The 22882-nt window shown below is 46.9% G+C and carries 24 protein-coding genes and 3 riboswitches; of the genes, 8 read left to right on the plus strand and 16 right to left on the minus strand.

The window, feature by feature from the left end:
• Nucleotides 1-157: 157 nt before the first annotated feature.
• The 6 genes from BN1002_RS16085 to BN1002_RS16110 all read right to left on the minus strand — a co-directional run bounded on the left by BN1002_RS16085 (nucleotide 158) and on the right by BN1002_RS16110 (nucleotide 3227).
• Nucleotides 158-469 carry a thioredoxin family protein gene (locus BN1002_RS16085; RefSeq protein WP_048826450.1) on the minus strand — a complete coding sequence of 104 codons (312 nt, stop codon included), beginning with the start codon at nucleotides 467-469 and terminating at the stop codon, nucleotides 158-160.
• Nucleotides 466-834 carry a toprim domain-containing protein gene (locus tag BN1002_RS16090; protein ID WP_048826452.1) on the minus strand — a complete coding sequence of 123 codons (369 nt, stop codon included), beginning with the start codon at nucleotides 832-834 and terminating at the stop codon, nucleotides 466-468. Before BN1002_RS16090 ends, BN1002_RS16085 begins: the two co-directional genes overlap by 4 nt.
• A gap of 161 nt (nucleotides 835-995) precedes the next feature.
• Nucleotides 996-1235 (minus strand): YusG family protein, encoded by a 240-nt coding sequence (locus BN1002_RS16095; protein WP_048826454.1) that lies wholly within the window; start codon nucleotides 1233-1235, stop codon nucleotides 996-998.
• A 133-nt stretch (nucleotides 1236-1368) separates the two neighbouring features.
• Nucleotides 1369-1749 carry a glycine cleavage system protein GcvH gene (gcvH, locus tag BN1002_RS16100; protein WP_048826456.1) on the minus strand — a complete coding sequence of 127 codons (381 nt, stop codon included), beginning with the start codon at nucleotides 1747-1749 and terminating at the stop codon, nucleotides 1369-1371.
• A gap of 90 nt (nucleotides 1750-1839) precedes the next feature.
• Nucleotides 1840-2196: an arsenate reductase family protein gene (locus BN1002_RS16105; RefSeq protein ID WP_048826458.1), complete on the minus strand. Its 357-nt coding sequence runs from the start codon at nucleotides 2194-2196 to the stop codon at nucleotides 1840-1842.
• Between the two features lie 254 nt (nucleotides 2197-2450).
• Entirely contained in the window at nucleotides 2451-3227 is a 777-nt protein-coding gene (locus BN1002_RS16110) for a Cof-type HAD-IIB family hydrolase (protein ID WP_048828001.1), read from the minus strand.
• Between the two features lie 170 nt (nucleotides 3228-3397).
• On the opposite strand from BN1002_RS16110, the gene BN1002_RS16115 reads away from it, so the two are divergent.
• The gene (locus BN1002_RS16115) at nucleotides 3398-3685 is read left to right on the plus strand and encodes a transporter suffix domain-containing protein (protein WP_048826460.1); all 288 of its coding nucleotides are present in this window, start codon (nucleotides 3398-3400) and stop codon (nucleotides 3683-3685) included.
• A gap of 166 nt (nucleotides 3686-3851) precedes the next feature.
• Here the strand turns inward: BN1002_RS16115 and BN1002_RS16120 are convergent, their stop codons facing one another.
• Nucleotides 3852-4283, minus strand: a complete 432-nt coding sequence (locus BN1002_RS16120) for a DUF5946 family protein (RefSeq protein WP_048826461.1) — start codon at nucleotides 4281-4283, stop codon at nucleotides 3852-3854.
• Nucleotides 4284-4713: 430 nt separating this feature from the next.
• On the opposite strand from BN1002_RS16120, the gene BN1002_RS16125 reads away from it, so the two are divergent.
• Nucleotides 4714-5769, plus strand: a complete 1056-nt coding sequence (locus BN1002_RS16125; protein ID WP_082036261.1) for a polysaccharide deacetylase family protein — start codon at nucleotides 4714-4716, stop codon at nucleotides 5767-5769.
• Between the two features lie 966 nt (nucleotides 5770-6735).
• Here the strand turns inward: BN1002_RS16125 and BN1002_RS16130 are convergent.
• From BN1002_RS16130 to BN1002_RS16150, 5 genes are all read right to left on the minus strand, one after another.
• Nucleotides 6736-7659: a hypothetical protein gene (locus BN1002_RS16130; RefSeq protein WP_048826466.1), complete on the minus strand. Its 924-nt coding sequence runs from the start codon at nucleotides 7657-7659 to the stop codon at nucleotides 6736-6738.
• Between the two features lie 519 nt (nucleotides 7660-8178).
• Nucleotides 8179-8267: riboswitch (cyclic di-GMP riboswitch) on the minus strand.
• A gap of 301 nt (nucleotides 8268-8568) precedes the next feature.
• Nucleotides 8569-10059 carry a UDP-glucose--hexose-1-phosphate uridylyltransferase gene (gene galT / locus BN1002_RS16135; RefSeq protein WP_048826468.1) on the minus strand — a complete coding sequence of 497 codons (1491 nt, stop codon included), beginning with the start codon at nucleotides 10057-10059 and terminating at the stop codon, nucleotides 8569-8571.
• A 15-nt stretch (nucleotides 10060-10074) separates the two neighbouring features.
• The gene (gene galE / locus BN1002_RS16140) at nucleotides 10075-11064 is read right to left on the minus strand and encodes a UDP-glucose 4-epimerase GalE (RefSeq protein ID WP_048826470.1); all 990 of its coding nucleotides are present in this window, start codon (nucleotides 11062-11064) and stop codon (nucleotides 10075-10077) included.
• Nucleotides 11064-12251 carry a galactokinase gene (locus BN1002_RS16145; protein WP_082036262.1) on the minus strand — a complete coding sequence of 396 codons (1188 nt, stop codon included), beginning with the start codon at nucleotides 12249-12251 and terminating at the stop codon, nucleotides 11064-11066. Before BN1002_RS16145 ends, galE begins: the two co-directional genes overlap by 1 nt.
• A gap of 57 nt (nucleotides 12252-12308) precedes the next feature.
• Nucleotides 12309-13298 (minus strand): LacI family DNA-binding transcriptional regulator, encoded by a 990-nt coding sequence (locus tag BN1002_RS16150; RefSeq protein ID WP_048826472.1) that lies wholly within the window; start codon nucleotides 13296-13298, stop codon nucleotides 12309-12311.
• Nucleotides 13299-13595: 297 nt separating this feature from the next.
• Here BN1002_RS16150 and BN1002_RS23835 point away from each other — a divergent pair, with 297 nt between their 5' ends.
• The 6 genes from BN1002_RS23835 (at nucleotide 13596) to BN1002_RS16175 (ending at nucleotide 19310) form a co-directional block, all read left to right on the plus strand.
• On the plus strand, nucleotides 13596-13736 hold the full coding sequence (locus tag BN1002_RS23835) for a hypothetical protein (RefSeq protein ID WP_156129726.1): 141 nt from the start codon (nucleotides 13596-13598) through the stop codon (nucleotides 13734-13736).
• A 96-nt stretch (nucleotides 13737-13832) separates the two neighbouring features.
• Nucleotides 13833-13931, plus strand: a riboswitch (SAM riboswitch).
• 80 nt (nucleotides 13932-14011) lie between these two features.
• Nucleotides 14012-14115, plus strand: a riboswitch (SAM riboswitch).
• A 186-nt stretch (nucleotides 14116-14301) separates the two neighbouring features.
• Complete coding sequence (locus BN1002_RS16155; protein WP_048826474.1) at nucleotides 14302-15336, plus strand: methionine ABC transporter ATP-binding protein; 1035 nt, start codon at nucleotides 14302-14304, stop codon at nucleotides 15334-15336.
• Complete coding sequence (locus BN1002_RS16160; protein WP_048826476.1) at nucleotides 15326-15976, plus strand: methionine ABC transporter permease; 651 nt, start codon at nucleotides 15326-15328, stop codon at nucleotides 15974-15976. The genes BN1002_RS16155 and BN1002_RS16160 overlap by 11 nt, the downstream gene beginning before the upstream one ends.
• A gap of 143 nt (nucleotides 15977-16119) precedes the next feature.
• Nucleotides 16120-16953, plus strand: a complete 834-nt coding sequence (locus BN1002_RS16165; RefSeq protein WP_048826478.1) for a MetQ/NlpA family ABC transporter substrate-binding protein — start codon at nucleotides 16120-16122, stop codon at nucleotides 16951-16953.
• Between the two features lie 221 nt (nucleotides 16954-17174).
• Entirely contained in the window at nucleotides 17175-18389 is a 1215-nt protein-coding gene (locus BN1002_RS16170) for a M20 family metallopeptidase (protein WP_048826480.1), read from the plus strand.
• Between the two features lie 681 nt (nucleotides 18390-19070).
• Nucleotides 19071-19310: a hypothetical protein gene (locus tag BN1002_RS16175; protein WP_048826482.1), complete on the plus strand. Its 240-nt coding sequence runs from the start codon at nucleotides 19071-19073 to the stop codon at nucleotides 19308-19310.
• A 56-nt stretch (nucleotides 19311-19366) separates the two neighbouring features.
• On the opposite strand, the gene BN1002_RS24100 is transcribed toward BN1002_RS16175, so the two are convergent.
• From BN1002_RS24100 to BN1002_RS16190, 4 genes are all read right to left on the minus strand, one after another.
• Complete coding sequence (locus tag BN1002_RS24100; protein WP_197072806.1) at nucleotides 19367-19537, minus strand: hypothetical protein; 171 nt, start codon at nucleotides 19535-19537, stop codon at nucleotides 19367-19369.
• Between the two features lie 217 nt (nucleotides 19538-19754).
• The gene (locus BN1002_RS16180) at nucleotides 19755-20999 is read right to left on the minus strand and encodes a GTPase family protein (protein WP_048826484.1); all 1245 of its coding nucleotides are present in this window, start codon (nucleotides 20997-20999) and stop codon (nucleotides 19755-19757) included.
• Nucleotides 21000-21453: 454 nt separating this feature from the next.
• On the minus strand, nucleotides 21454-22011 hold the full coding sequence (locus tag BN1002_RS16185; RefSeq protein ID WP_048826485.1) for a hypothetical protein: 558 nt from the start codon (nucleotides 22009-22011) through the stop codon (nucleotides 21454-21456).
• Nucleotides 22008-22640 carry an SCO family protein gene (locus BN1002_RS16190; RefSeq protein WP_048828003.1) on the minus strand — a complete coding sequence of 211 codons (633 nt, stop codon included), beginning with the start codon at nucleotides 22638-22640 and terminating at the stop codon, nucleotides 22008-22010. Before BN1002_RS16190 ends, BN1002_RS16185 begins: the two co-directional genes overlap by 4 nt.
• Nucleotides 22641-22882: the final 242 nt, after the last annotated feature.

Below are 22882 nucleotides of genomic sequence, written 5' to 3' on the forward strand. Positions count from 1 at the left end.
CTAGAATACAAGAAGTAGCAAGGGATTATCCCCTCGCCCGTCAAAAACTGAAGCGAACAAACTATTTCGCCTCCCTAAACATCATAATAGCGTGGGCACATTTTGTAAACTCTGGAACATGATGGAGAAGAAAAAAACAGATGCGTTTGGCATCTGCTTAGCTGTAGAATATTTTTATTTTATCAAGCAGGTAAGGGACAGACCGGAAAGCATAAATGGACTCGCCAATTTGCCCTTCCTTTATGAAAACCATGCAGGGGACGCTTTCAACCCCGAAAATTTCCGCGAATTCCGGTGCGTAGTTGAGATTTATTTTGCCGATGGCCATTTCGGGCAGAAGTTCTTCAATGACCTCCAGCATTCTTCCCGCTACTTGGCAGGTTCCGCATAGGGGGGTATAAAAATAGGCCAAGCCTGTTTGCCTGTTTGAGATAAAGGTGTATAATTCTTCGCTTGTCCATTCTTTCATGGTGCAGTGCGGCCCATTTCCAGAAACTCGGCATGGACGTCTATGTTCGCTCCCAATAGGACCATCGCCAGATGATGATAAGGGGCAGTTGCTACCTCTTTATACATTTTATCAATATATAAATGCTCAGCTTCCGGATATTCCCGCCTGAATTGGCGGCGCAGTTTCTCACCAGCTTCATCGGCATCAGCCAATACGTACACTTCCCTATCTCCGAAGGAATCAATTAATTCATCAAGTTTGTAAAGGGAAATGGTCCCGTTTGTGCAAATCACCTCTACCCGGTCTTTAATAATTCCAAGTAGCTTTTTCTTGTCTGATCTGCCTTCGACTATGATAATTTTATCCGCGTATTCTTCACTCATAGGAATCACCTGCAGGAAAGTAGTTGGTATTAGCTTATTCAGACAGAATAATTTTGTGTAGTCTCCTGTTCTGATTCAACTATACCACTATGCCTAAATTGCATACAGGAGTTTGATTTCCGGCAGCCAAGCAGGTTGGCATGTCGGGCAAAAAACGGCTGCTAACACCAACCGCCTTGATCGCAGTCTGTATACTTCGCATCAGGCTGTTCAATCATTGAAGCATTCTGATAAATCCTCTGGCTGTCCACTGCAAAGCGCTGATCTAACTCGAATTCAGCCTTTCCATTAAGCAGAATCCGGCCAATCGCTTCCTTCTCTAGATAAAGTTCTATTTCCCCGTTTTTTAGTTTTCCAACCACTCGGTCGGTTATATCAAGTTTCGTTTCACGCAATGCCATCCCATATCACCCTTTTGTTTTTTTCTTTATTCTGCCCGGGGCTATGGAAAGGCATAAATGGGAAAGTCAGGGCTTTTTATTACAAGGGGAGCCCTCAAAAAGGCCGTCCATTCAAATGGACGGCCCTAGTTGATTATTCGTTTGTCATTTCTTCATACTGTTCTGCAGTCATAAGGTTGTCCATCTCACTGGAGTCGGAAAGCTCAATCACAATCATCCAAGCTTTTTCATAAGGTGATTCGTTCACGAATTCAGGGCTGTCAGCCAGGTCTTCATTCACTTCTACAACTTTACCGCTTACCGGCGCATATAGCTCAGAAACAGTCTTAACAGACTCTACGCTGCCGAATGGCTCGTCAGCGGTTACTTCGTCGCCAACCTCGGGAAGCTCAACGAATACGATGTCGCCAAGCTCGGACTGGGCAAAGTGCGTGATGCCAATCCGTACTTTATCCCCTTCAACTTTTACCCATTCATGTTCTTCTGAATACCGCAAATCCTTTGGTGTAGTCAATGCTATCCCTCCACAATGTTTTGTATTATCTATTATCGATCAAAAGCAATCGATAGTACCATGAATGCCGGAGTCCGGCAGCAGGTTCCCTTAAAGCCACGTACTTTTATACTCGTCTTCCTTGAAGCCGACTGTCACCTTGTTCCCATCCGTCAGAATTGGCCTCTTCAACAGCATTCCGTCCGACGCCAAAATATCAAGGAGTTCATCCTCCGAAGCAGTTTTAACCTTATCCTTCAGGCCAAGCTCCCTGTATTTCTGGCCGCTGACATTAAAGAATTTTTTCAATTCAAGTCCGCTGTTTTTGTAAAGCGTGCCAAGTTCCGAACGCGTTGGCGGATGTTCCGCAATATGTATCGCATGATAAGAAATCCCATTCTCGTCAAGCCACTTTTTCGCATTCCTGCATGTACCGCATTTCGGATACCAGTAAAACGTCAATTCCACCCGCACCACTCCTTACGTTTCCTACCTAAAAATAGTACCATAATGAAGAAAAAAAGCATAATCCCGGTACCCGCTTAAAGTATTCGTCACCAAAGGTAAAAATCCTTCAAAATATTTAAGACTGCCACAAAATTGACATATAATTTTGAAAACCAAATTTCTCAGGTTTTTTTACATGGCACTTTAGAGGGCCTACTATATAGAAGGCATGCATTTTTAATTGCGCCAAATATAAATGTAAAGCTTATTGTGCCCTAAAGAAGGCCAACCAGCTTCAATCCGTGCATGATGCCGCCATCATTCACGTGGATTGTCTCATACCTAGCTGCTTCCTTCACCTCTGGGAGGGCATTGCCCATAGCGACGCTGTTCGGGACATACTTGAGCATTTCCATATCATTTAGGCCATCGCCGAATGCATATGCATTTTCAATTCTGAGGCCCATAGCTTCGATAAGCTTTTCAATACCCTTTGCCTTAGAACCGCCAACAGGAAGGACATCGACGGAAACCGGATGCCAGCGGACAAAGTCGAACTCCTTGAACGTCTCCACATAAGCCAATTCATCATCCTGCTCGCAAAAAAGGAGCGTCTGATAAATATCGCGGCCTCGGAAATATTCCGGCTCGTGCGTCGGGCCATTTTCCAGCTTAAGCGTTCCGATACTTTCTGTAATCCAATTATGTTCCGGCACACTCATTTTCATATCATCTGCATCCATATAAATGAGCGGATGGTTCTTTTCACCCGCGGAAATAGTCAGTGCCTCAAGTGCATTTTTATTTAAACAGTTCGTATATACCGGCTTCCCTTGCAGGACAACATATTGGCCGTTGAAACATACATATGTATCGATTCCCAATTCATCACGTAAATCCTTAAACATAAACGGGGCTCTTCCGGTCGCAATCGCCACTTCATGCCCTAATTCCTTCAGCCTAAAAACCGCCTCTTTCGTCGAAGCCGGGAGCCGTTTCTCATCGTCTAGCAATGTACCGTCAATGTCAAAAAAAATAATGTTTTTTTCCATGTCCAACACCTTTCTTTTGCAAAAAGCCTTGCTGCTATCATTCTTTCCATTGTACATAACTTTACTTCATTTATCCATTTGTCGAACCCCTTAATTTAACAGGAAGATTGTGTTAGGCAATTTGGTGAACATTCCTATATAATTTAGAAAAACAGCTATGGAGGATAACGATGCAAGAAAATGGGGACCTTACACCTGTCCAGCAAAAGAATAAATCAAAAATGACGATGATTGGCGTTGCTTTGATCATCCTGTCATGCCTATTTTACGCAGCGATCCTTCTCGTGCCCCTTTCCTCTTTCTCAACCGGGACTAAAGTCACCATTACAGCAGGACTTGTCATCGCTGGGGAAGCTACCTTCTGGATTGGCGGCATCATCCTGGGGAAAGAAGCCGTAACACGCTACCGTAAAAATTTGAATCCGATGAATTGGTTCAAGGGCAAAAAGCAGCCATAAAGTCTATTAGTGAGCGTTCTTTTCATCACCCACTGTTTAAATGAACCATTTGGACCTTTCAGGGCAGTTAATCTCCCAAGGGGGCGATCCTACTGACCGTTAAGGGTGAGAAAATATAAGAATGCCAGAGAACTGCTTAGGATGCAGGCTCTGGCATTTTTCGGTCTTATATCTGTTTTCTGACAACCTTGGCCCAAGCCGCGACACGGTCGGCCGCACCTTTTCTCTCTCCGACAAGGTATACTTCGGAAATGGTCATCGCCCATTCCCTGTAAACCGGATCAGCCGGAACTTCCTTCATGACGTTCACAGCCCCCTCGGCAAGATTAGAAACTTGCTGGCGGATTTTGCTGATTGGCCATCCCCTGTCGTACGCCTCGCAATATACTTCACAAAAACGCCTCCATGCGGCATCCGTAAACAATGAAGGATGCTGGATGTTATAGCAGGCAACCGTCCAAAAATGCCGGCTAAGCAAATCGGGGTTTTCAGCCTCCCAGGAAATAATTTCATTCAATTGCCCCCGGCAATCAAGCCCGTTTGCCTCGGGCGCCCCGCATTCCGGACAGCATTTTTGAATATTAAGCAACCTGTTCATCCCTCAGCACCTCCGGTCAAATACACTATCTTCTATTGTTTATATTCTCTCTTTGTTATGATTAAACCTTTCTATCCTCCCCTTTTTCAAAACTTATACCGTACCAAAGCTAGTGCACCGTCCCTCAATTTTACTCTCCATTTCAGTTGCACTCCTCTCAGTTCATTTACGGAATAGTCCAGATAGCAAAACAAGCTTCATTTTGCCCAAAACTTCTTTTTTAATAGTCTTTGAACAAAAACTCTTGAGCAGAGCGAGGAATGGAAAAATTTACTTTCACCTCTTTGTAATAGAAATAGGTCGATTTAACCTACCATTTTCCCTATGAATCTAGTATTTTGTAAAATATAAGAAATATTTGTAACATAATCGAAATATATTCGTTTATATAGGTGTACAGATAAACAGAGAAGAAACCGAGGGGAAAGAGATGGGGAAATTGTTTAAAAGCAAGAGGTTGAGGAGTTTTTTGGTTTGTATGTTGCTGGTGCCGCTCATTTATGGGGCGATTCTTGGGGTTGGTGCGTTAAAGTCCGATGCGAAAGCTGATAAGATTCCCAGTCCGCTAGTTTCCGCTTTGAAAAAAGATCCGGCGGCTGAAATTCCAAATTACGATCCAAACCTCCACCCTTCAAAACATATAGACTCCCTGGCTGAGCGGGATGATGTGGAGAAGCAGGAGCCGGTTGATGTGAAAAAGCAGGAACCCGTTGCCTCAGAAAAAAAGGAAAGCGAGCAAGTAAAGCAGCCTGAAGCGCCCAAGCCAGCCGTGAAGCCTGCTGTTAAACCACAGCCAAGTGCTCCGTCAAAGCAGCCGCAAACGCCAGCTCCTGCGCCGCCTCCTGCCCAAAAGCCCGCGCCTCCGGAAAAGCCTGTAAACTCCGGCAATGGACGGCCTGTTTACCTGACGTTCGATGACGGCCCGCACAAGGTATCGGGCCAGATCCTTGATGTGCTGGACAAATACAATGCGAAAGCAACTTTTTTCATGCTTGACGGCAATATGAATCAATATCCGGCCGCAGTTAAACGGATGGCTTCTTCAGGCCATAGTCTTGGATTGCACGGGGTTACTCATAGAAAAGATCTGTTTTATAAATCTTCTGAGTCAGTGATCGGGGAAATGAACCAGGCGAGAGCGACAGTCAAGAAAATTACGGGCATTGATACTGTATTGATTCGCACTCCCTTTGGAAGTTCCCCCCACATGACGCCGGCCTATAAGCAGGCGGTCGTTGATAATGGATATAAAATGTGGGACTGGACGGTAGACAGCAGGGATTGGTTCTTCCGGGATGCCCGCTATGTTGATAGTGTAATAGAGCAGCTTGAAAAACAGCGCAACAGCAAGGGGCCGATTGTAATTTTACTGCATGAGCGCCCGGAGACGCTCGCCCAGCTGCCTGCGCTGATGGAATACTTGAAGAGCCAAAATTACACATTCCAGCCGCTGAACAGCGAAATGGTACCCGTTCAACAGAGGTAGTGTTGGAAAGTTTTCTGGCTAGATGCTAACGGAAAATCGAATATAAGTTTTTTATAGTTGGAGGCTGTCCCCAAAGTGCTTGTGTTGGGGCAGCCTTCTTCTATTTGGCTCCTTATGGTTGGTGGTGGGGCATCTATTCGACCGTAGAGAAATTTTCCGGCTCCTGCGGTCATTGAGATCGATTCTATTCGACCGTAGAGAACTTTTCTGGCTCCTGTGGTCGTTGAGAAAGCTTCTAATCGACCGCACAGACCTTTTCTGGCCGCTACGGTCGTTGAGATCGTTTCTATTCGACTGTAGAGAACTTTTCTGGCTGCTACGGTCGTTGAGATTGATTCTATTCGACTGTAGAGAACTTTTCTGGCTGCTACGGTCGTTGAGAACGACTCTATTCGACCGCACAGAATATTTCCGGCCGCTAAGGTCGTTTAGAACAACTCTATTCGACCGTAGAGAACTTTTCTGGCTCCTGCGGTCGTTTAGAACAACTCTATTCGACCGCAGAGAACTTTTCTGGCTCCTACGGTCGTTTAAAAAAATTCTATTCGACCGCACAGAAATTTTCTGGCTGCTGCGGTCGTTGAGAACGACTCTATTCGACCGCACAGAAATTTTCTGGCTCCTGCGGTCGTTGAGACCGATTCTATACGACCGCACAGAAATTTTCTGGCCGCTACGGTCGTTTAGAACAACTCTATTCGACCGTAGAAAAATTTTCTTGCTCCTGCGGTCGTTGAGATCGATTCTATTCGTCAGTAAAGAATTTTTCCAGCCGCTACGGTCGTTGAGACCGATTCTATACGACCACACAGCACTTTTCCGCCCGCTAAAGTCGATAAGACCCCCATCCTACTGCAACTCGAATGTTCTTGATCGGGCAAAGGTATATTTCCATCATGAAAAACCGGAAAGCCAGGCTTCCCGGTCCCAAAGCATATGATTAAACAGTACCACTGGCCAGCCTTCTCAATCCCCAGCTTGTTCCTTCAGAATCACCCTGCCGGTGACGGCGGAAATTGCCTTTATTTCCTGGTGATCGATAAGGTAGACCTTCATCGGGATGTTGACAAATTCCCATGAATCCGAGTACGTGACCGGCCCCTCCATGACAGCAGTTCCAATATTCTTCGCGTTAATTCCGTTTGCCTTAAGATGCTCGGCGGCTTCCTCCCAGCTCAAGTCGAGCGGCTCGCTCTTGACCGGCACCTGCAGCACATCATCAATGAGCCATTTGCCGTCCTCGTTCAGGGCAGTAATATAATAATTGAGGCCGAATGGAGTATATCCGGCATCCAAATCATCAGGCAGCTTCAAAGTTTTAATTTTAATTTTGCCCGGAGCATTTTCAATGATCTCCATCCGGATGCCAAAATCCGGCGGGGACATACCTTCCCCGTACGTTTGGTTTAATTCAATCATAAGTTCGTCAAGCGAGCCCAGCCATTTCCTTGTCACCAGGTCTGAGACGGAAGGGTAAAACCCCTCGAGGTCGACGTCTTTTTCGGTGAGATTTTCTTTCCAGTATCCCTTTTCTTCCATATACTTGGCAGCCAGTTCATTAATTGCGAAATATCCTTCCAAGAGCTCCCGTATTGCCGCAGGATCCATGGTTTCAATTTCATTGCTTCCAGAAGAATCCCCCATATCCGGTTGAGAGCCGGAACGTTTCCCTTCATCCTGTTTTGGCACATCGCCTTTTTGTTTTAAAGGCATTGGCTTCTCTTCCGATTGCTCGCCGCTGGACGGCTTTTCAGCCAGCAGGACCACGCCAGCCTTTTCCTCTTGAGGCGGAGCGCTTTCGGCCATGCCTTTCCCAGTCCACTTTACACTGCCGTATGCCAGCCCACCCAATAGGATGAAGACTGAGAGATATAGACTAACCCTTCTCATTATTCCTGCCCCTTTCTGAGGACATATCCTTTTTGCTAAAGTGTGAGAAGGGATCCTGCTTTATTAACGTATGTCCGAGGCAGCCGGTGCCCAAAATGCCCTCTCACTCTATTAGACGAAACAGTTTTCATGAAGGTGCTGTTTTTTCAAAATTTTTTAAAGCCTCACTTCCAAGCATTCCCACTGCCTTGTATTTACATACCATGCCGGCGGCCCTACTGAATGGGCGGGGCCAAGTAGGATCGCCGACATCCTTCATCTCAGAAATAAAAGAAAACAAAAAACTGCCCAGGTTTCCAGGCAGTCGAGGAGGTCACTCAAATTTAGTTGTTAAAAATGTGGCTTTTTTGCCATGATAAGAGGCTTTGGCTATTAGCTTTGCTTTCAAATTATCGCAAAGGGCATCATTAGTCAGCCGCATGTTGTACCTATGTAAAAACAGATGAAAATAATACTTCCCTTTAAATAAGCTTTTCAACACAATTACCCCCTCATTTACTCCGTATACCGCAGGGCCGTATCGGAAACTGGCTGGCATGGCTATTTTTATAGCTTTAGCCCCTCTAGTTTTGCGTCCCCGTTTTTCAGCGGGTTTGCCTTTATCGTACTATTTTGTGCTATAAGTAAATTTATCAAATCCTCATAAAACAATCAATTACGGAATACGGTTTATTCCTTTCCCTTTTTACCATCTATACGGGAGCTTAAACCTGGCTATTCCATTTTTTGAGGCCATCTTAATTATGTCACGGCATTACACCGAAAAAACCGGCTTAATTTACCCTTCATTTACCTTAGGGCGTTAAACCGGTTTTGATAAGCCTATGTGTTATTACTCCTGGCCAAGCAGATAGTTGCCATTGCCCTGGCACACAAGAAAAAAAGGAGCCTTGATGGCTCCCTAAGTCCCTATAATGTTTCAGTGAATTTTTGAAAGGCTCGCAGCCCGGCTTCTGTCTGTTTAAAGACTCCCGCGTCTTCCAGCACCCGGACGAATTTCGCGCCGACATTTTGCCTGACGATGCCTTTCACTGTATCAGGAGTTAATTCGTGTGCGTGTCTTTCTTTCAGTTCTTCCGCCCAAACCTGATGATAGTCCTTCACGTCTGCTTTTTGCCCAAGCAAATAATCTTCGATTTCCTTGAGTTCTGTTTCGAGCCTGGCGGGCAGAACGGCCAGCCCCATTACTTCAATCAATCCGATGTTTTCCTTTTTAATGTGCTGGACATCTTCGTGAGGATGGAAAATGCCTAGAGTGTGAGTTTCGCTCGTCCGGTTATTGCGGAGGACAAGATCCATTTCATACTTGCCATCGCGCATTCTGGCAATCGGAGTGATGGTGTTGTGCCTAGTTTCATTTGTATTGGCCAGGATTTCCGCTTCAGGGTCGCTGTATCCGATCCATTTTTCCAAAATCATTTCCGCTGCGCCTGCAAGCAGGTCTCTGTCATCCCCGCGCAGGCGGATGACGGACAAAGGCCATTTCAGTGTCATGGCTTCAAACTCCGGAAAAGTTTCCAAAGTAAAACGGCCGGTTTCTTCTGCTTTCGCCATCGCGAACTCATACTTGCCTCCCTGGTAATGGTCATGCGTCAGGATGGAGCCCCCGACAATAGGGAGGTCCGCATTTGAGCCAAGGAAATAATCGGGAAACATAGCGACAAATTCAAGCAGCCTTTCAAATGCGCTCCGGTCGATTTTCATATCCCGATGCTCACCACAGAGGACAATGCAATGCTCATTATAATAAACGTATGGTGAATACTGGAGGTACCACGGCTCACCCGTAAGCTCCATCTCAATCATCCTGTGGTTTGAACGGGCTGGATGATTGATTCTTCCCGCATAGCCTTCGTTTTCAATGCAAAGCAGGCATTTTGGGTAATTGGATGAAGCGGTTTTCATCTCGCGTTCAAGCGCAATTTGTTTCGGGTCTTTCTCTGGTTTTGATAGATTGATGGTAATATCGATTGTCCCATACGGAGAATCGTACTGATAGCTAATATTTTTGGCAATATTCTTTGTCTGAATATAATTGCTGTTTTGGCTCAGTGCATAAAAATAATCGGTTGCCGACCGTGGATCAGCCGTATATTTTTCATAAAAGCGCCCGGTCACAGCAGACGGCTTTTCAATGAGGATGTTCATTAATTTCGCTGTCAAAATTTCCTTCTGGGAGTCTAAATCGGAAATAATCCCTTTACCTACCGCATAATCAGCCAGGTTCTCAAGAATGTCGGGAATGCCCGTATCTCCCGTAGGTTGGACGCTCTTTTGAAAGTCATCAAGCTCTAACAGAGCCATTATTTGATTGCGGGCATAAATCTCATCCCGGGCCTCGATCATCTCGAGTTTTATCGCCTGGTCGAGAAGGGCCTGAATTGCTTCATTTACATGCATCGTTTCCCCGCCCTTTCAATCGTTATAGCCTTGTGGATGATTTCTATGCCACTGCCAGGCATCTTCAAGGATTTTCTGGATGGAAGTCTTTTTCGGATTCCAGCCGAGTACTTTTCTAGCTTTTTCTGATGAAGCGATCAATCTGCTCGGATCGCCGCTCCTTCTTGGGACCACTTTTGCCGGGATGTCATGGCCGGTTACCTTCCTGGCGGCCTCAATCATTTCCTTTACCGAAAATCCTTCGCCGCTTCCAAGGTTGATGGCCTCGCTTTTCCCGCCATTCTGCAAATAGTGGAGTGCGAGGATATGCGCAGCAATCAGGTCCTCGACATGGATGTAGTCACGGATGCATGTGCCATCCTCTGTATCATAATCATCTCCGAAAATTGAGATATACTCCCTCTTTCCAAGCGGAACTTCAAGGATGAGAGGAATCAAGTGGGTTTCCGGATGATGGTCCTCGCCAATCTCGCCAGAAGACCTGGCACCAGCAACGTTGAAATAACGGAGCGACACGTATTTCAAACCATACGCAGTCTCGCACCATTTCATCATTTTTTCCATGGCAAGCTTTGTTTCCCCGTACGCATTCGTAGGGTTCGTCACGGCTTCCTCGGTGATCGGCATTTTTTCCTGTTCCCCGTAAGTCGCGGCGGTTGAGGAAAAGACAATGTTTTGCACACCGTTTTCAACCATCGTTTCAAGAAGCACCTGGGTACCATAAACATTGTTATCAAAGTAAACAAGCGGCTTCTCCATCGATTCGCCTACGAGTGAGTTAGCGGCGAAGTGGAGCACTCCATCGATTTTTTCATTTTCAAACACTCTCCTGAGGAATTGCCTGTCACGGATATCGCCTTTATAGAACTTTGCTTCAGGGTGGACCGCCTCTTTATGCCCAGTCTGAAGATTATCAACAACAATAACGTCATAGTCCTGATCAATTAACTGGTAGACAGCATGGGAGCCAATATAGCCGGCGCCTCCAAGTACTAAAATTGCCATTATTGCACCTCCTCGGTTATTTCCTTCGTACCGTCGCCGATATGCGCGACATAAAAGCTTGCCTCATAGCCAATTTTATCCCGATAAGCCTTGCCGACGTCCTCGATAAATTCGTCAGCGAGCCCATTTTCCACTAGAGCGATGGCGCAGCCGCCAAAGCCGGCTCCGGTCATTCTCGCGCCGACTGTTCCGCTTTGCCGCCAGGCCGCCTCTACTAGAGTATCAAGCTCAATTCCTGTAACCTCGTAATCATCTTTCAGAGACTGATGCGACTCGTTCATCAGCTTGCCGAATATGTCAAGATTGCCCTTTTTCAATTGTTCGAGAGCTTGGATTGTCCGCTGGTTTTCATAGACGGCATGTTTGGCTCTTCTCTGCAAAACTTCATCCGTGATTAGGTGCTTATGGGCTTCGAATTTTTCTTCAGATAAAGCCCCAAGTGAAGTAACATCCAGTTCCGTCTGCAAATATGCCAAGGCGGATTCGCATTGGCTGCGGCGTTCATTGTATTTTGAATCAGCGAGCTCACGCCTTTTATTTGTATTCATGATAATGATTTGATGGTCAGTAAGATTAAGAGGCGCGTATTCATATTCCAATGTTTCACAATCAAGCAGGATTCCGCAGTTTTCTTTGCCCATTCCAACCGCGAACTGATCCATAATACCGCTGTTTACGCCAATGAATTCATTCTCAACTTTTTTGCCAAGCTGGACAAGGTCGATTCTAGGGATGCTGAGGCCGAAGATTTGATCAACCATCACACCGATCAGCATTTCCAGTGAAGCAGAGGATGAAAGGCCAGCGCCATTCGGGATGTTGCCTTCAATGAGGATATCCAGTCCTGATGGGATGTCCCAGCCTGCTTCCTTGATGTAGCGGATCATCCCTTTCGGAAAGTTCGCCCAATTATGTTCGACCCTGTAGTCAAGATCATCCAGGGAGAACTCAATCACGCCTTTGCCCGGGAAGTTTTTAGAATATAGCCTGACAAGGCGGTCACTGCGTTTTTTGGCGATGCCATACGTTCCATACGTAATCGCGCAAGGAAAAACACGGCCGCCATTATAGTCCGTATGTTCGCCGATCAAATTAATCCGCCCCGGTGAGAAGAAAGTGCGCGCTCCTTCCCCATCCAGTTCGTTAAATTGGGCCATAAAGTCTTTTTTCAAATTTTCCAGATTCATATTATAATCTCCTTATTTTCGGAAATGACATTTTGCTTAACGGCAAAATTAGATGGACTAAATACTGCTGTTCCGTATGACTAATTCGGTATCAATGAAGATCTTTTTTGCAATTTTTCTGCCCGCAATCCTTTCCAGCAATGTGTCCAAGGCCGTTTCTCCCATCAATTCAGTGTGGACTTTTACCGTAGATAACGGTGGAAAGATATATTTGGAAACGCTGATATCATTAATGCCAATAATATTGACTCTATCCGGCACAGCGATATTTTCTTCATGGAGCGCCCGCAGGCAGCCGATTGCAATCAAATCGTTGCCGGCAAAAAAAGCTGTGGGCAGGCTGTCGCCAAGTTCCTTGATCGCCTGTTTCATGAGCCTGTAGCCGCTGGCAACAGAGAACGCCCCGATAAAGATAGACTTTTCATCAAGGCAGCCTTTCTCTCTCATATAAGAACGGAAGGTTGTTTCCCGCTGATCCTCAAGTTCGGCTGATTCATCCTTATACGTTTCCCGTCCGCCAATATACCCTATTGATTGATGTCTTTTCTCTAAAAGATAGTTAATGACTTTTTTTGAAGCCCGATCAAAGTCTATGACTACCGAATCATATCTGTCTTCATCCGGACTGCAGTCGGCAAAGACGATATGCTCAGAGATCTTCTCCAGTTCGGCTACCTGGGCCGCGCTGAACTTCCCAATTGCGATGATCCCCTGAAGACTATCGTCTTTCACTTCCTCGAGTTTATCGTAAAAATAGTTCACATATTGAATGTCGAGCTGTTGGCATTTTTGCTCAATACCATAGCGGATTGAAAGATAGTAGAGGTCTTCCATTTCTTCCTTCTCTGTATACCAATGGATAATCGCAATTTTCTTGGCTGCTGGCTTTTTGACAGGCCTCTTTTTATAGGACAGCTCCTCGGCTGCTTCAAGAATCCGCTTCCGTGTCTCGTCTGTGACAGAAAGCGTGGAATCATAATTGAGGACACGCGAAACCGTTGCAATTGATACACCTGCTTTTTCAGCAATGTCCTTGATTGTCGCCACCTTATCCCTCCTTTCTATCTGTTACCTGCTATAGCCGTTGTTCAAAATCATTAAAACCTTTTCATCTTTAATTTTATCTCTTTTAGTAAACGAGTCAATATTTTTACTAAAATTTTACCTGCTTTTTTAACTTATTTTTTGCAAATGTAAATTTGTTCATTCAATGGCCGAACGCTCGTAATGATTTGAACTTAGATCAGCCTTTGTAGTAAACAATTGGAACTCTAACCAAATGACAAAGTTGGGACTGGATGGCTACAACGGATTTTATTATATAATCCATGAGGGAGGGCTGTTGTGAAGGTGAGAAAGTGGCTCTACAAACAGTTTTTAGGAATGAGTTTACGAATGGCATCCTTGATCCTGAGGGGGATGGTTAAAGCGCTTCGTTCATATTCCAGAATGAAGCAGCGGATCCGTTCCCTGCTTCATTGCTAGTTTGCAAAAAGATTAAAATTTTCTTTTTTGTTTGACTTTTTAAATTTCGGGGTGTAGAGTGGGATACAGGAATTTGAAAAGCGAATATTATGTACCTTCTTATCAAGAGAGGTTGAGGGACTGGCCCTATGACACCTCGGCAGCGGACATGATTGTCTGTGCCAAATCCAGCAAGCGATGCTTGATAGATGAGAAGAGGCGAACTTGATCAATTCTGTCCTCTTCTTTTGAAGGGGCTTTTTATTTTTCCTGCACATCACCCCATACTGTTTTCATTCTTATCGAGAGAGGTTGAGGGACTGGCCCTATGACACCTCGGCAGCGGACTCCATTGGAGCTCTGTGCCAATTCCAGCAAGCGAAAGCTTGGGAGATAAGAAGAGTCCTTGCCTGTCTATGCGCAGGCGCGCCCTCTTCTGTCCCCCGGAAGAGGGTTTTTTATTTTCCGGAAAATGGGTGGCGGAAAGGAACGGACTGAAAATCATAAGCAACGGGCGTAGGCGCAAAGCAATTTTGCCAAAAGAAAAAGAAATAAGATACATGTTACAGGATAAGGAGGCAGGCAGATGATTGAGTTTCAGCAGGTACGGAAGGTTTACGGCGGGGGAAGCGGGCAGCAGGTTGCCGCGCTGGACGGGATTGATTTGAAGATTAGCACCGGTCAGATTTTCGGGGTCATCGGGTTCAGTGGGGCGGGAAAGAGTTCGCTGATCCGCTGTGTGAATCTGCTAGAGCGCCCGACATCGGGAAAGGTGATTGTCGATGGGAATGATTTGACTTCCCTTTCGGCAAAAGAGGTTCGCGAAATCAAGCGGAACATCGGTATGGTTTTTCAGCATTTCAATCTATTAAATTCGAAAACTGTGTTCGCGAATGTGGCAATGCCGCTCATTCTCGGAAAAACGCCGAAGGATGAAATCAGGAAGCGGGTTTACGAGCTGCTCGAGTTTGTCGGGCTGGCCGATAAGGCGGACAACTACCCTGACCAGCTTTCAGGCGGGCAGAAGCAGCGGATCGGGATTGCCCGGGCGCTTGCGACGCAGCCTTCAATTCTCCTTTGTGACGAAGCAACTTCGGCGCTCGACCCGCAGACGACGAGCTCGATTCTTCAGCTGCTGAAGAAAATCAACAAGGAATACAACATCACGATTCTAATCATCACCCATGAGATGTCGGTCATCAGGGAGATTTGCGACCGGGTTGCGGTTATAGAAGCAGGAAAGATTATTGAAGAAGGTTCTGTTTTCGACGTTTTCTCGGCACCGAAAACCGAGACGGCCAGGAACTTTGTCAGCTCGGTGATGAATGACCGCATTCCGGAATCTGTCAGGGAGCTGATCGAACAGAATGACGGGCTGCAAAAAGTTTACCGGATCAGCTTTGTCGGCAATTCTGCAGGCCAGCCACTTCTCTCACAGCTGGCAAAAAAGTTCGAACTTGATGTGAACGTCCTGTTCGGCAACATCACTGAACTCCAGGGGACGCCATTTGGAAACCTAATAGTCGAGTTCCAGGGAAGCGAGAAGGAAACCCTCCGCGCCCTCAATTATATTCATCAGCAAAATGTCAGCATAAAGGAAGTGACCGCACATGCTAGTTAATTCGGATCAAATCATCAAAGCACTCGTAGAAACACTGCAAATGGTCGGCTTTTCGCTTTTGTTCTCGGCCGTTCTCGGTATCCCGCTTGGGATTGCATTGGTGGTGACGAGGAAAGGACATTTGCTTGAAAACGCGCCATTCTTCAATACGCTTAATGGCATCATTAACGTGCTGCGCTCGGTTCCATTCATCATTTTGCTAGTCGCCATTATTCCAATTACTAGATTTCTCGTTGGCACTTCAATCGGCACGGCAGCGGCGGTCGTTCCGCTCGTTTTCTATGCAGGGCCGTATATTGCGAGACTTGTAGAAAACTCGCTCCTTGAAGTCGACCCGGGCGTTATCGAAGCGGCCCAGGCGATGGGCGCGACTCCTTGGCAGATTGTCTTCAGATTTATTTTGCCTGAAGCACTCAGCTCCCTCATCCTCGCCTTTACGATTGCGACAATCGGATTGATTGGCGCTTCGGCGATGGCTGGCGCGATTGGCGGAGGCGGTCTCGGGGACCTCGCGATTACATACGGCTACCAGCGATTTGATACGAAGACAATGTTAATCACTGTCGGCATTCTGATTGTGATGGTCCAAGGCCTTCAGTCTGCCGGGAATCTCGCGGCGAAGAGAATTAGACGGCGCTAGGAAAAAGGCGTCTCCAGGTTTAGGATAAGCTGTTTGAATTTTGAGGTCATCCTTAGAAGCACTTCTTTAGAGTTTTGGCTTGAAGCAGAATTTTACAATATCTACACACTATAAAACTTAGATATCCAGGAGGAATTACCAAAATGAAAAAATTACTATTAGCAATCCTAGTTCTTACCCTAGCCGTGTTCAGTGCGGCATGCTCAGGCTCCTCATCCGCAAAGGGCGATAAAACCGAAAAAGTGAAACTCGGCGTCAGTGGCACCGACCATCGTGTATGGGATTTCGTTGCAGAGAAGGCGAAAAAAGAAGGCATTGATGTGGAAATCGTTACGTTCTCCGATTATGTCCAGCCAAACCTGGCGCTTGCGGAAGGTGAATTGGACGTGAACTCGTTCCAGACCGTTTCATATTTCGACGCATTCATCAAAGAACACAAGCTCGACCTAGTACCAATCGCGACTACTCAAATTGCGCCTATGGGCATTTATTCCGAGAAATATAAAGATGTAAAGGATATTCCGAAAGGCGGCAAAATCGCCCTTGCCAACGAAGCAACCAATATGGGAAGAGGGCTCCTTCTTTTGCAGGAAGCCGGCCTAATCAAGCTTGAAGATGGGTTTGACGGCATTGGTTCCCTTGATAAAATCGTTGAAAATCCAAAGAAGCTTGAACTCGTTCAAATGGTCGCCGGCCAGACTCCGCGTGTTCTCCCGGACGTCGCCGCTTCGATCATCAATAACGGCATCGCCGTCGACGCAGGCCTGACTCCAAGGGACAACGCCATCTTCCTGGAAAGCGAAACCGCCACACCATACATCAACATCATCGCTGTCCGCAAAGAGGACAAAGACAACAAAACCTTGAAAAGACTCGCCGAACTCTACCAGCAGGACGACACAAAAGAATTCATTGAAAAGGAATTCAAAGGCAACACCATCCCAACCTTCGTCCCGTTAAGCAAAATCGGCTGGTAAGGCACGAGGAAGGTTCAAGCCCTTCATTTGGGTGAGTTATTGGGCCTGTTTTATTGCTTCATTCGAGAGTCGAATGTTACAGCGGGAAAGCAATGAAGTTTCATTGTTAAACATTGTCCGATTTTTGAAACCACTTTGATTTATTAGGTTTATTTTGCCCGGGGAGAGAAAAGGTTCGCCCCTTCCCCTCCCCTTTTCAACCATAAAAAGGAGGAATTAACATGACAGCACCTGCCACCACAGCAACCGAATTGAAAAATGTCATACTTGGAAACATTGACGCGAAGCGCGCCATTTATGTGGCGACAAGCCAGGCAATCCACGCCCGGCCGGAAATCGGCAACGAGGAGTTTTTCGCCTCCGCCCAGCATGTAAAGCTTTTGGAAGACGAAGGCTTTGAGGTTGAAAAGGCGGTTGCCGGCCATGAAACCTCCTTCCTGGCGCGCAAGAAGTCTGACAAGTCTGGTCCGTCCATTGCGTTCCTGGCGGAGTACGACGCATTGCCCGGCCTTGGCCATGCATGCGGCCACAACATCATTGGCACAACAAGTGTTGCCGCGGCCATCGCACTCAGCAAAGTGATAGACGAAACAGGCGGTGAAGTAGTCGTTTTCGGAACTCCGGCGGAAGAAGGCGGCCCGAACGGCAGTGCGAAAGGAAGCTTTGTCAAACACGGACTTGTTGCAGGGATTGATGCGGCATTAATGATCCACCCGTCGGGGGAAACTAGGCTCACTTCATCCTCGCTCGCTGTCGATCCGCTTGATTTCGAATTCTTTGGAAAGCCTGCGCACGCAGCCGCATCCCCGCATCAAGGCATCAACGCCCTTGACGCTGTGATTCAGCTGTTCAATGGCATCAATGCGCTTCGCCAGCAGTTCACCGATGACGTCCGCATCCATGGTATCATCACCCATGGCGGCGATGCGCCGAATATCATTCCGGAATACGCTAAAGCCCGCTTCTTCATCCGTGCGGCAACGCGGAGCGGCCTGAATGAAGTCACCCGCAGGGTAAAAGCTGTCGCGGAAGGAGCGGCTCTCGCAACCGGCGCAAGGCTGAACGTCATTGCTTTCCAGAACGAAGTCGATAATCTTCTATTAAATAAAACGTACGATGCCGTGTTCAAGGAAGTCATTGAGGAACTTGGGGAAACCATTGCATCAGGCGACCGTCCAGGACTCGGATCAACCGATGCCGGGAATATTAGCCAGGTTGTGCCGACCATCCATCCTTATATCAAAATCGGACCTGCCGACCTCGTCGCCCACACCGCTGAATTCCGCGAGGCATCCGCTTCACCAAAAGGCGATGAAGCATTGATTACCGGTGCGAAGGGGCTCGCACTCACAGCATTGAAGCTTGTAACCGACGCCGACCTGCTCGCCTCCATAAAAGCAGAATTTGAAGAACGGAAAGCATCGGAAACGAGATAGGTTTATATTAGTATGAGCGATAAAAAACGAGTCCCGCCTTTTGAAAAGGTTGGGGCTCGTTCTATTTTTAGGGTAAAAAGAGAAGCTGATATTTTACTAATTTGCGATTACTGAACTCCCTTTTAAAACATATTAGAGGCATATTTGAAACCTAGAAACTTTTACACCTCTAGTCTCTTCCTCATATAGTACTCTCCCTTACATCAGCCATCGGACAGAACAAGCGGACTATCTACCAAATTGGAATTATGGTAAAATATAGTAGATTTATTTTAGGTAATGGGGGGACTAATTTTGTCTTTGTTTAATCTTTTTGGAGCTAAATGTGAGATCTGCAAAAGAAAAAACAGTCCACTAAGAAAATATATCAATGACCGTGGGAAAGCTATTAAAGTATGTATCCCCTGCTCCGGATATGCAGAGCGGCGGGCATACCGAATCAAGCGATAAAGAAAGCAGCTTCCAATTATAAACTTTGGAGGCTGTTTTTATGCCGAAACCAATTCATGAAAGAGACATCCTTGTCTACTAGGGTACGGTTCCTCTTCTTTTTTCGAGTCACTAATGATGCACTGAAGCTGTCCACTGCCTCACTCTGTGACAATTGGCATATGGCTTCGAGTTTTTTTGTGCTAGGGTTAGGGTGTGTTGGCTATTATTGCAGATGAGGAGTGTTTATATATGTGCTGCGGTTGTTCAAGTATGGAAGATGGGAAAGCAGTTGTGGATCATGTGAGGGACAAGGGGAAGGCAGATTTGCCTCCTTTGGTGGCGCACGAAATTCAGTGTGAGTGCGGCGAAATTTTTACATTGGAAAAGGTGATCATGAATTGCCCAAGCTGTGAAATGACCTATGCCGTGACGCCTTGCAGTTCAGGGGACATCAATAATATTAAACGCGCGGGTATTGCTTACGCGTAGGTAAAATCCCCTCTTTAATGGAGGGGTTTTTATTTTGCCAAAAGGGGCTCATCCTGCTACTTCCCCTTATTCTCCATAGTTGAAATCCGCTCATTTAATTCATCCAATTTCCTGTCCATCTCATTCAACTTCATTTTTGTGTTATTAAAGAAATGGGCGACACGTGAAAACAGGTATATGATTAGTACGAATACCACGAGACTAAAGAAACCGTCAAAGACATCCATTACATTACAGTCCTCCTTCTAGCAAAATAAAAGCTTCTCCCTCCACATTAACATATTTATCCAAAACCAACAGCATAAAGCACCAACTTCATGCCCGAACCAGATTACATCAACCAGCTCCTGCCGCTTGCAGAAAATTGCAGGAGCGTTCCTAAATGAAAAATGCCTGGCACCATCGCGGATTGTATATTCACCACAATGGCACTAGGCACCCAATTTATGATTTTTCTTTTTTCAATTGCTCAAAAATCGTTTTGTAAATGTTCCGGACATTTTCGATTGGGCTGCCTTCGATGAAGTAGGCGATGGCGGCTTCACAGAGTGCGTATGTTCCGGCAGTCGCGACAGCGCCTGAGATGACGCTTCCGGCGACCGGGATGATTTTCAGCAGTTGCCTGGCGACTTGCCTGAAAACAAGCCCGGCGGCCGCATTCACACCGAGCGCGCTCAAAAACTCCATGACCCCTTTTTTATCAAGCCTTTTCCCGCCTATCAACCCGATTGAGGTGACCATCGCCATTTGCAAACCGGTAATGATCGGGATGTCAGGTCCTGGAATCGGGCTTGCACCGATTGCGCCGGTTATGCCCGCGACACTTTTGCCGATTCTCCGCGCGAGTTTTTTCTGGATGAATTTTATCTTCGACAATTTTGCAAGAATCATTTGTGCTTCATTGGGTAACTGCTCGATCAGGTAATCGAGCAGTACGTCTACGTTCCAGCGGATATCGTAGACTAGTTCACCCCCTTCAAACTCCATGTAGGCACTCACCGGGATAACCTTGACCTCTCCGCCAACTGCTTCCCCGAGTTTGGATGCCAATACATCAACGGCTTCGCCGATATTGTATTGCTTTTGTTCACTGTCAAATGGCGGTTTGTCCACCGACTTCGGGCTGAGCTCGTCCACCTGGGTGACGACGCCGACAATCGGGATTTTGTAATTGTGTTCAACCTCGATCATTTTCCTGAGCTGCAGCAGCTGTTCAATATCCTCATCGATTCTCGAGCTCACTTCTTTTGCTTTGCTCAAAAATAAAATTACATCCGGGCATTTTTCCTTAACGGAAGACTGGACTTCCTCGAGCGCGGTTGCGTGTGAAACCTCTTCCTCCGGCCGGTCTGCTTCTCCCAGCCCTCTCGTGTCGAGAATTTCAAGATCACCGGATTCCGATTCATACGTATGCCATTTCCCGATACCGGTCCTCGCTTTCACATCGCCGATTTCCGCCCTTTTTTCACCGAAAATCGCATTAATCAAGCTTGACTTTCCTGCTCCCCGTCGCCCGACAATCGCAATTCGCGCCGGCCGCGCATTCAATGTGAACTGCTTCAACTGGTCAAGTTCCCCTCTTATTTTGCTTTTCAGCACCTCGGGAAGCTTAGACTCCACCAGTCCATCGTAAATCGACTTAATCAAATCATCTATTTGCTGGACTCTTTCATCCTTACGCTCATCCATGGCAAAACTCCTCCCCTGCTTTTGCGACTATTATACCCTTTATTACATTGCCTATATATCCAGAATGGCTCGGGTCCTTATTCATCTACCCATTGTCGACGTGAAAGTATGTATTTATTACAAAAGAAATATTTAGGTTCCGCCAGTTTGCCAGATTAATACGCCGTTCCAACGTTTTTATTAATTGTCCCTACCGTGAAAGGTTGCTCACGCGTTTGCTGGAGGATTCTATTCGACCGGGCAGAATGGAATTCAAATCTACGGGCGATTAGACGGGTTCTATTCGACCGGGCAGAACGGAATTCGGGTCAACGGGCGTTTATAAGGGATCTGGTGAATAAAAAGCCACCATCAAAAACCGAAAGGCACTCCAACTAATTTTGCAAATAGGCAGCGCAGTTTTAGACACAAAGAAAGCCTGGCGCAACACTCGCTGCGCCAGGCACTTACATACTCATTCATATTCAGATGGGTCGATGAAGAAGGTATAGCCCAGGTAAACGATGAAGGCGACGGCGGTGGCGATGTAGCCCCAGCCGAGGATGACCTGATCGATGACGAGGTAGCTGTTGCACAAGTTATCTGGCGCCATAATGTAGAGCCAGCCCATCGCGATGAATAGGGCGGCAAAGAACCCGATGACGATGTTTCGCCCTTTGCCTGTAAGCTTCCGCCAGCTATCCCGCAACGGCACTCCCGCCAGGAACGGCAGGCTAATGAATTTGAAAACCTCAGCCGTCGGCAGTGTGAGCGCTTCATCCATTGCCCGGGGCAGCATCCAGTAGCCGATGATGACCATGAAGAGCAGGATGCCCGGCCCGCCGTTTTCGTTCCATTTTGCAAAAAACATGGGAAATCGATCGAGGAAAAAACGCCCCATGAAAAAGCCGGAAATGACAAGCAATGGCATTTGCATATGCATATGGACAATCATGATTGATTCGAGGAAGTTGGCGACAGGCGGCAAGGCCAGTACAGCCAGCAAAAACAATCCATACCTTCCCTGCCTCATCGCCGCTCGCCCTCCTTAAGGATGCCGGCAACCTTCCTCGCCGCTTCATCCGTCTGCTTGTAATCCATCACATCAGCCAGATTGCCGTTCCGGTCGACTAGGTAAAATGCCGAGTTGTGGGCAAAATTCCCCTCGCCATCCGGGATGACGATGACGCCGAATTCCTTCAGGAGCGAGTCGAGTTCGGCTTTGTCCGCGATCCTTGCCATCCGCCACGTTTCCCCGTCGCTATCGAACATGTCTTTATACTTATCGAGCCTTTCGGGAGTGTCCCGCTCCGGGTCGAAACTGATGCTTAAAAAGACAATGTCCTTTCCGAGATAGCGTTTCGGCAGCTGCTTGTAAACCTCGCCCATATTCATTTCCAGCTCGGGGCAAACCGTCCCGCAGCTCGTATATAGGAAGGTGATGAACACGTACTTCCCTTTAAACTCGGAAAACGGATATGCTCGCCCTTTGCTGTCCTCAAGTGTCACTGTCGGGAACTTCGGCTTATCTTCCTTCAGCCGTTCAACCCGTGCCGCCTCCGCCGTGAACGCATGAAATCCATCCGTCCCGATGTAAAAGAGGAAAAGCCCAAACAGCAGCACCGCGATGCTCGCCAACGTATTCCTTCCAAGCTTCATCATGAAAATCACTTCCATCCAGTATAATCACCTGGCTAAATAAAAATGCGTAAGCGCCTTCGTGACAGGCAAAAACCGCCTGTCCCTGCGATGAATATTCACAGGAGCTTTCCTTTGTGGTCAGCCCCGATATAGGAAGACTTGGGTTTGCGACAGCAAAACCTTAGTCGCCCTTAATGCGAGCGAAGCATAGCGCAGCATAAGACGGAGCCCGCAGGACGTGCCTGCCCTCCGGAGGGAACCGA

The organism is Bacillus sp. B-jedd (genome assembly GCF_000821085.1).
Taxonomy (GTDB): domain Bacteria; phylum Bacillota; class Bacilli; order Bacillales; family Cytobacillaceae; genus Bacillus_D.

Bases quoted from the DNA above. Each gene is read 5' to 3' on its own strand.
- BN1002_RS16085 (WP_048826450.1), bottom strand. From the start codon at position 469: ATGAAAGAATGGACAAGCGAAGAATTATACACCTTTATCTCAAACAGG.
- BN1002_RS16090 (WP_048826452.1), bottom strand. From the start codon at position 834: ATGAGTGAAGAATACGCGGATAAAATTATCATAGTCGAAGGCAGATCA.
- BN1002_RS16095 (WP_048826454.1), bottom strand. From the start codon at position 1,235: ATGGCATTGCGTGAAACGAAACTTGATATAACCGACCGAGTGGTTGGA.
- BN1002_RS16110 (WP_048828001.1), bottom strand. From the start codon at position 3,227: ATGGAAAAAAACATTATTTTTTTTGACATTGACGGTACATTGCTAGAC.
- BN1002_RS16115 (WP_048826460.1), top strand. From the start codon at position 3,398: ATGCAAGAAAATGGGGACCTTACACCTGTCCAGCAAAAGAATAAATCA.
- BN1002_RS16120 (WP_048826461.1), bottom strand. From the start codon at position 4,283: ATGAACAGGTTGCTTAATATTCAAAAATGCTGTCCGGAATGCGGGGCG.
- BN1002_RS16125 (WP_082036261.1), top strand. From the start codon at position 4,714: ATGGGGAAATTGTTTAAAAGCAAGAGGTTGAGGAGTTTTTTGGTTTGT.
- BN1002_RS16130 (WP_048826466.1), bottom strand. From the start codon at position 7,659: ATGAGAAGGGTTAGTCTATATCTCTCAGTCTTCATCCTATTGGGTGGG.
- galT (WP_048826468.1), bottom strand. From the start codon at position 10,059: ATGCATGTAAATGAAGCAATTCAGGCCCTTCTCGACCAGGCGATAAAA.
- galE (WP_048826470.1), bottom strand. From the start codon at position 11,064: ATGGCAATTTTAGTACTTGGAGGCGCCGGCTATATTGGCTCCCATGCT.
- BN1002_RS16145 (WP_082036262.1), bottom strand. From the start codon at position 12,251: ATGAATCTGGAAAATTTGAAAAAAGACTTTATGGCCCAATTTAACGAA.
- BN1002_RS16155 (WP_048826474.1), top strand. From the start codon at position 14,302: ATGATTGAGTTTCAGCAGGTACGGAAGGTTTACGGCGGGGGAAGCGGG.
- BN1002_RS16160 (WP_048826476.1), top strand. From the start codon at position 15,326: ATGCTAGTTAATTCGGATCAAATCATCAAAGCACTCGTAGAAACACTG.
- BN1002_RS16165 (WP_048826478.1), top strand. From the start codon at position 16,120: ATGAAAAAATTACTATTAGCAATCCTAGTTCTTACCCTAGCCGTGTTC.
- BN1002_RS16170 (WP_048826480.1), top strand. From the start codon at position 17,175: ATGACAGCACCTGCCACCACAGCAACCGAATTGAAAAATGTCATACTT.
- BN1002_RS16175 (WP_048826482.1), top strand. From the start codon at position 19,071: ATGTGCTGCGGTTGTTCAAGTATGGAAGATGGGAAAGCAGTTGTGGAT.
- BN1002_RS24100 (WP_197072806.1), bottom strand. From the start codon at position 19,537: ATGGATGTCTTTGACGGTTTCTTTAGTCTCGTGGTATTCGTACTAATC.
- BN1002_RS16180 (WP_048826484.1), bottom strand. From the start codon at position 20,999: ATGGATGAGCGTAAGGATGAAAGAGTCCAGCAAATAGATGATTTGATT.
- BN1002_RS16185 (WP_048826485.1), bottom strand. From the start codon at position 22,011: ATGAGGCAGGGAAGGTATGGATTGTTTTTGCTGGCTGTACTGGCCTTG.
- BN1002_RS16190 (WP_048828003.1), bottom strand. From the start codon at position 22,640: ATGATGAAGCTTGGAAGGAATACGTTGGCGAGCATCGCGGTGCTGCTG.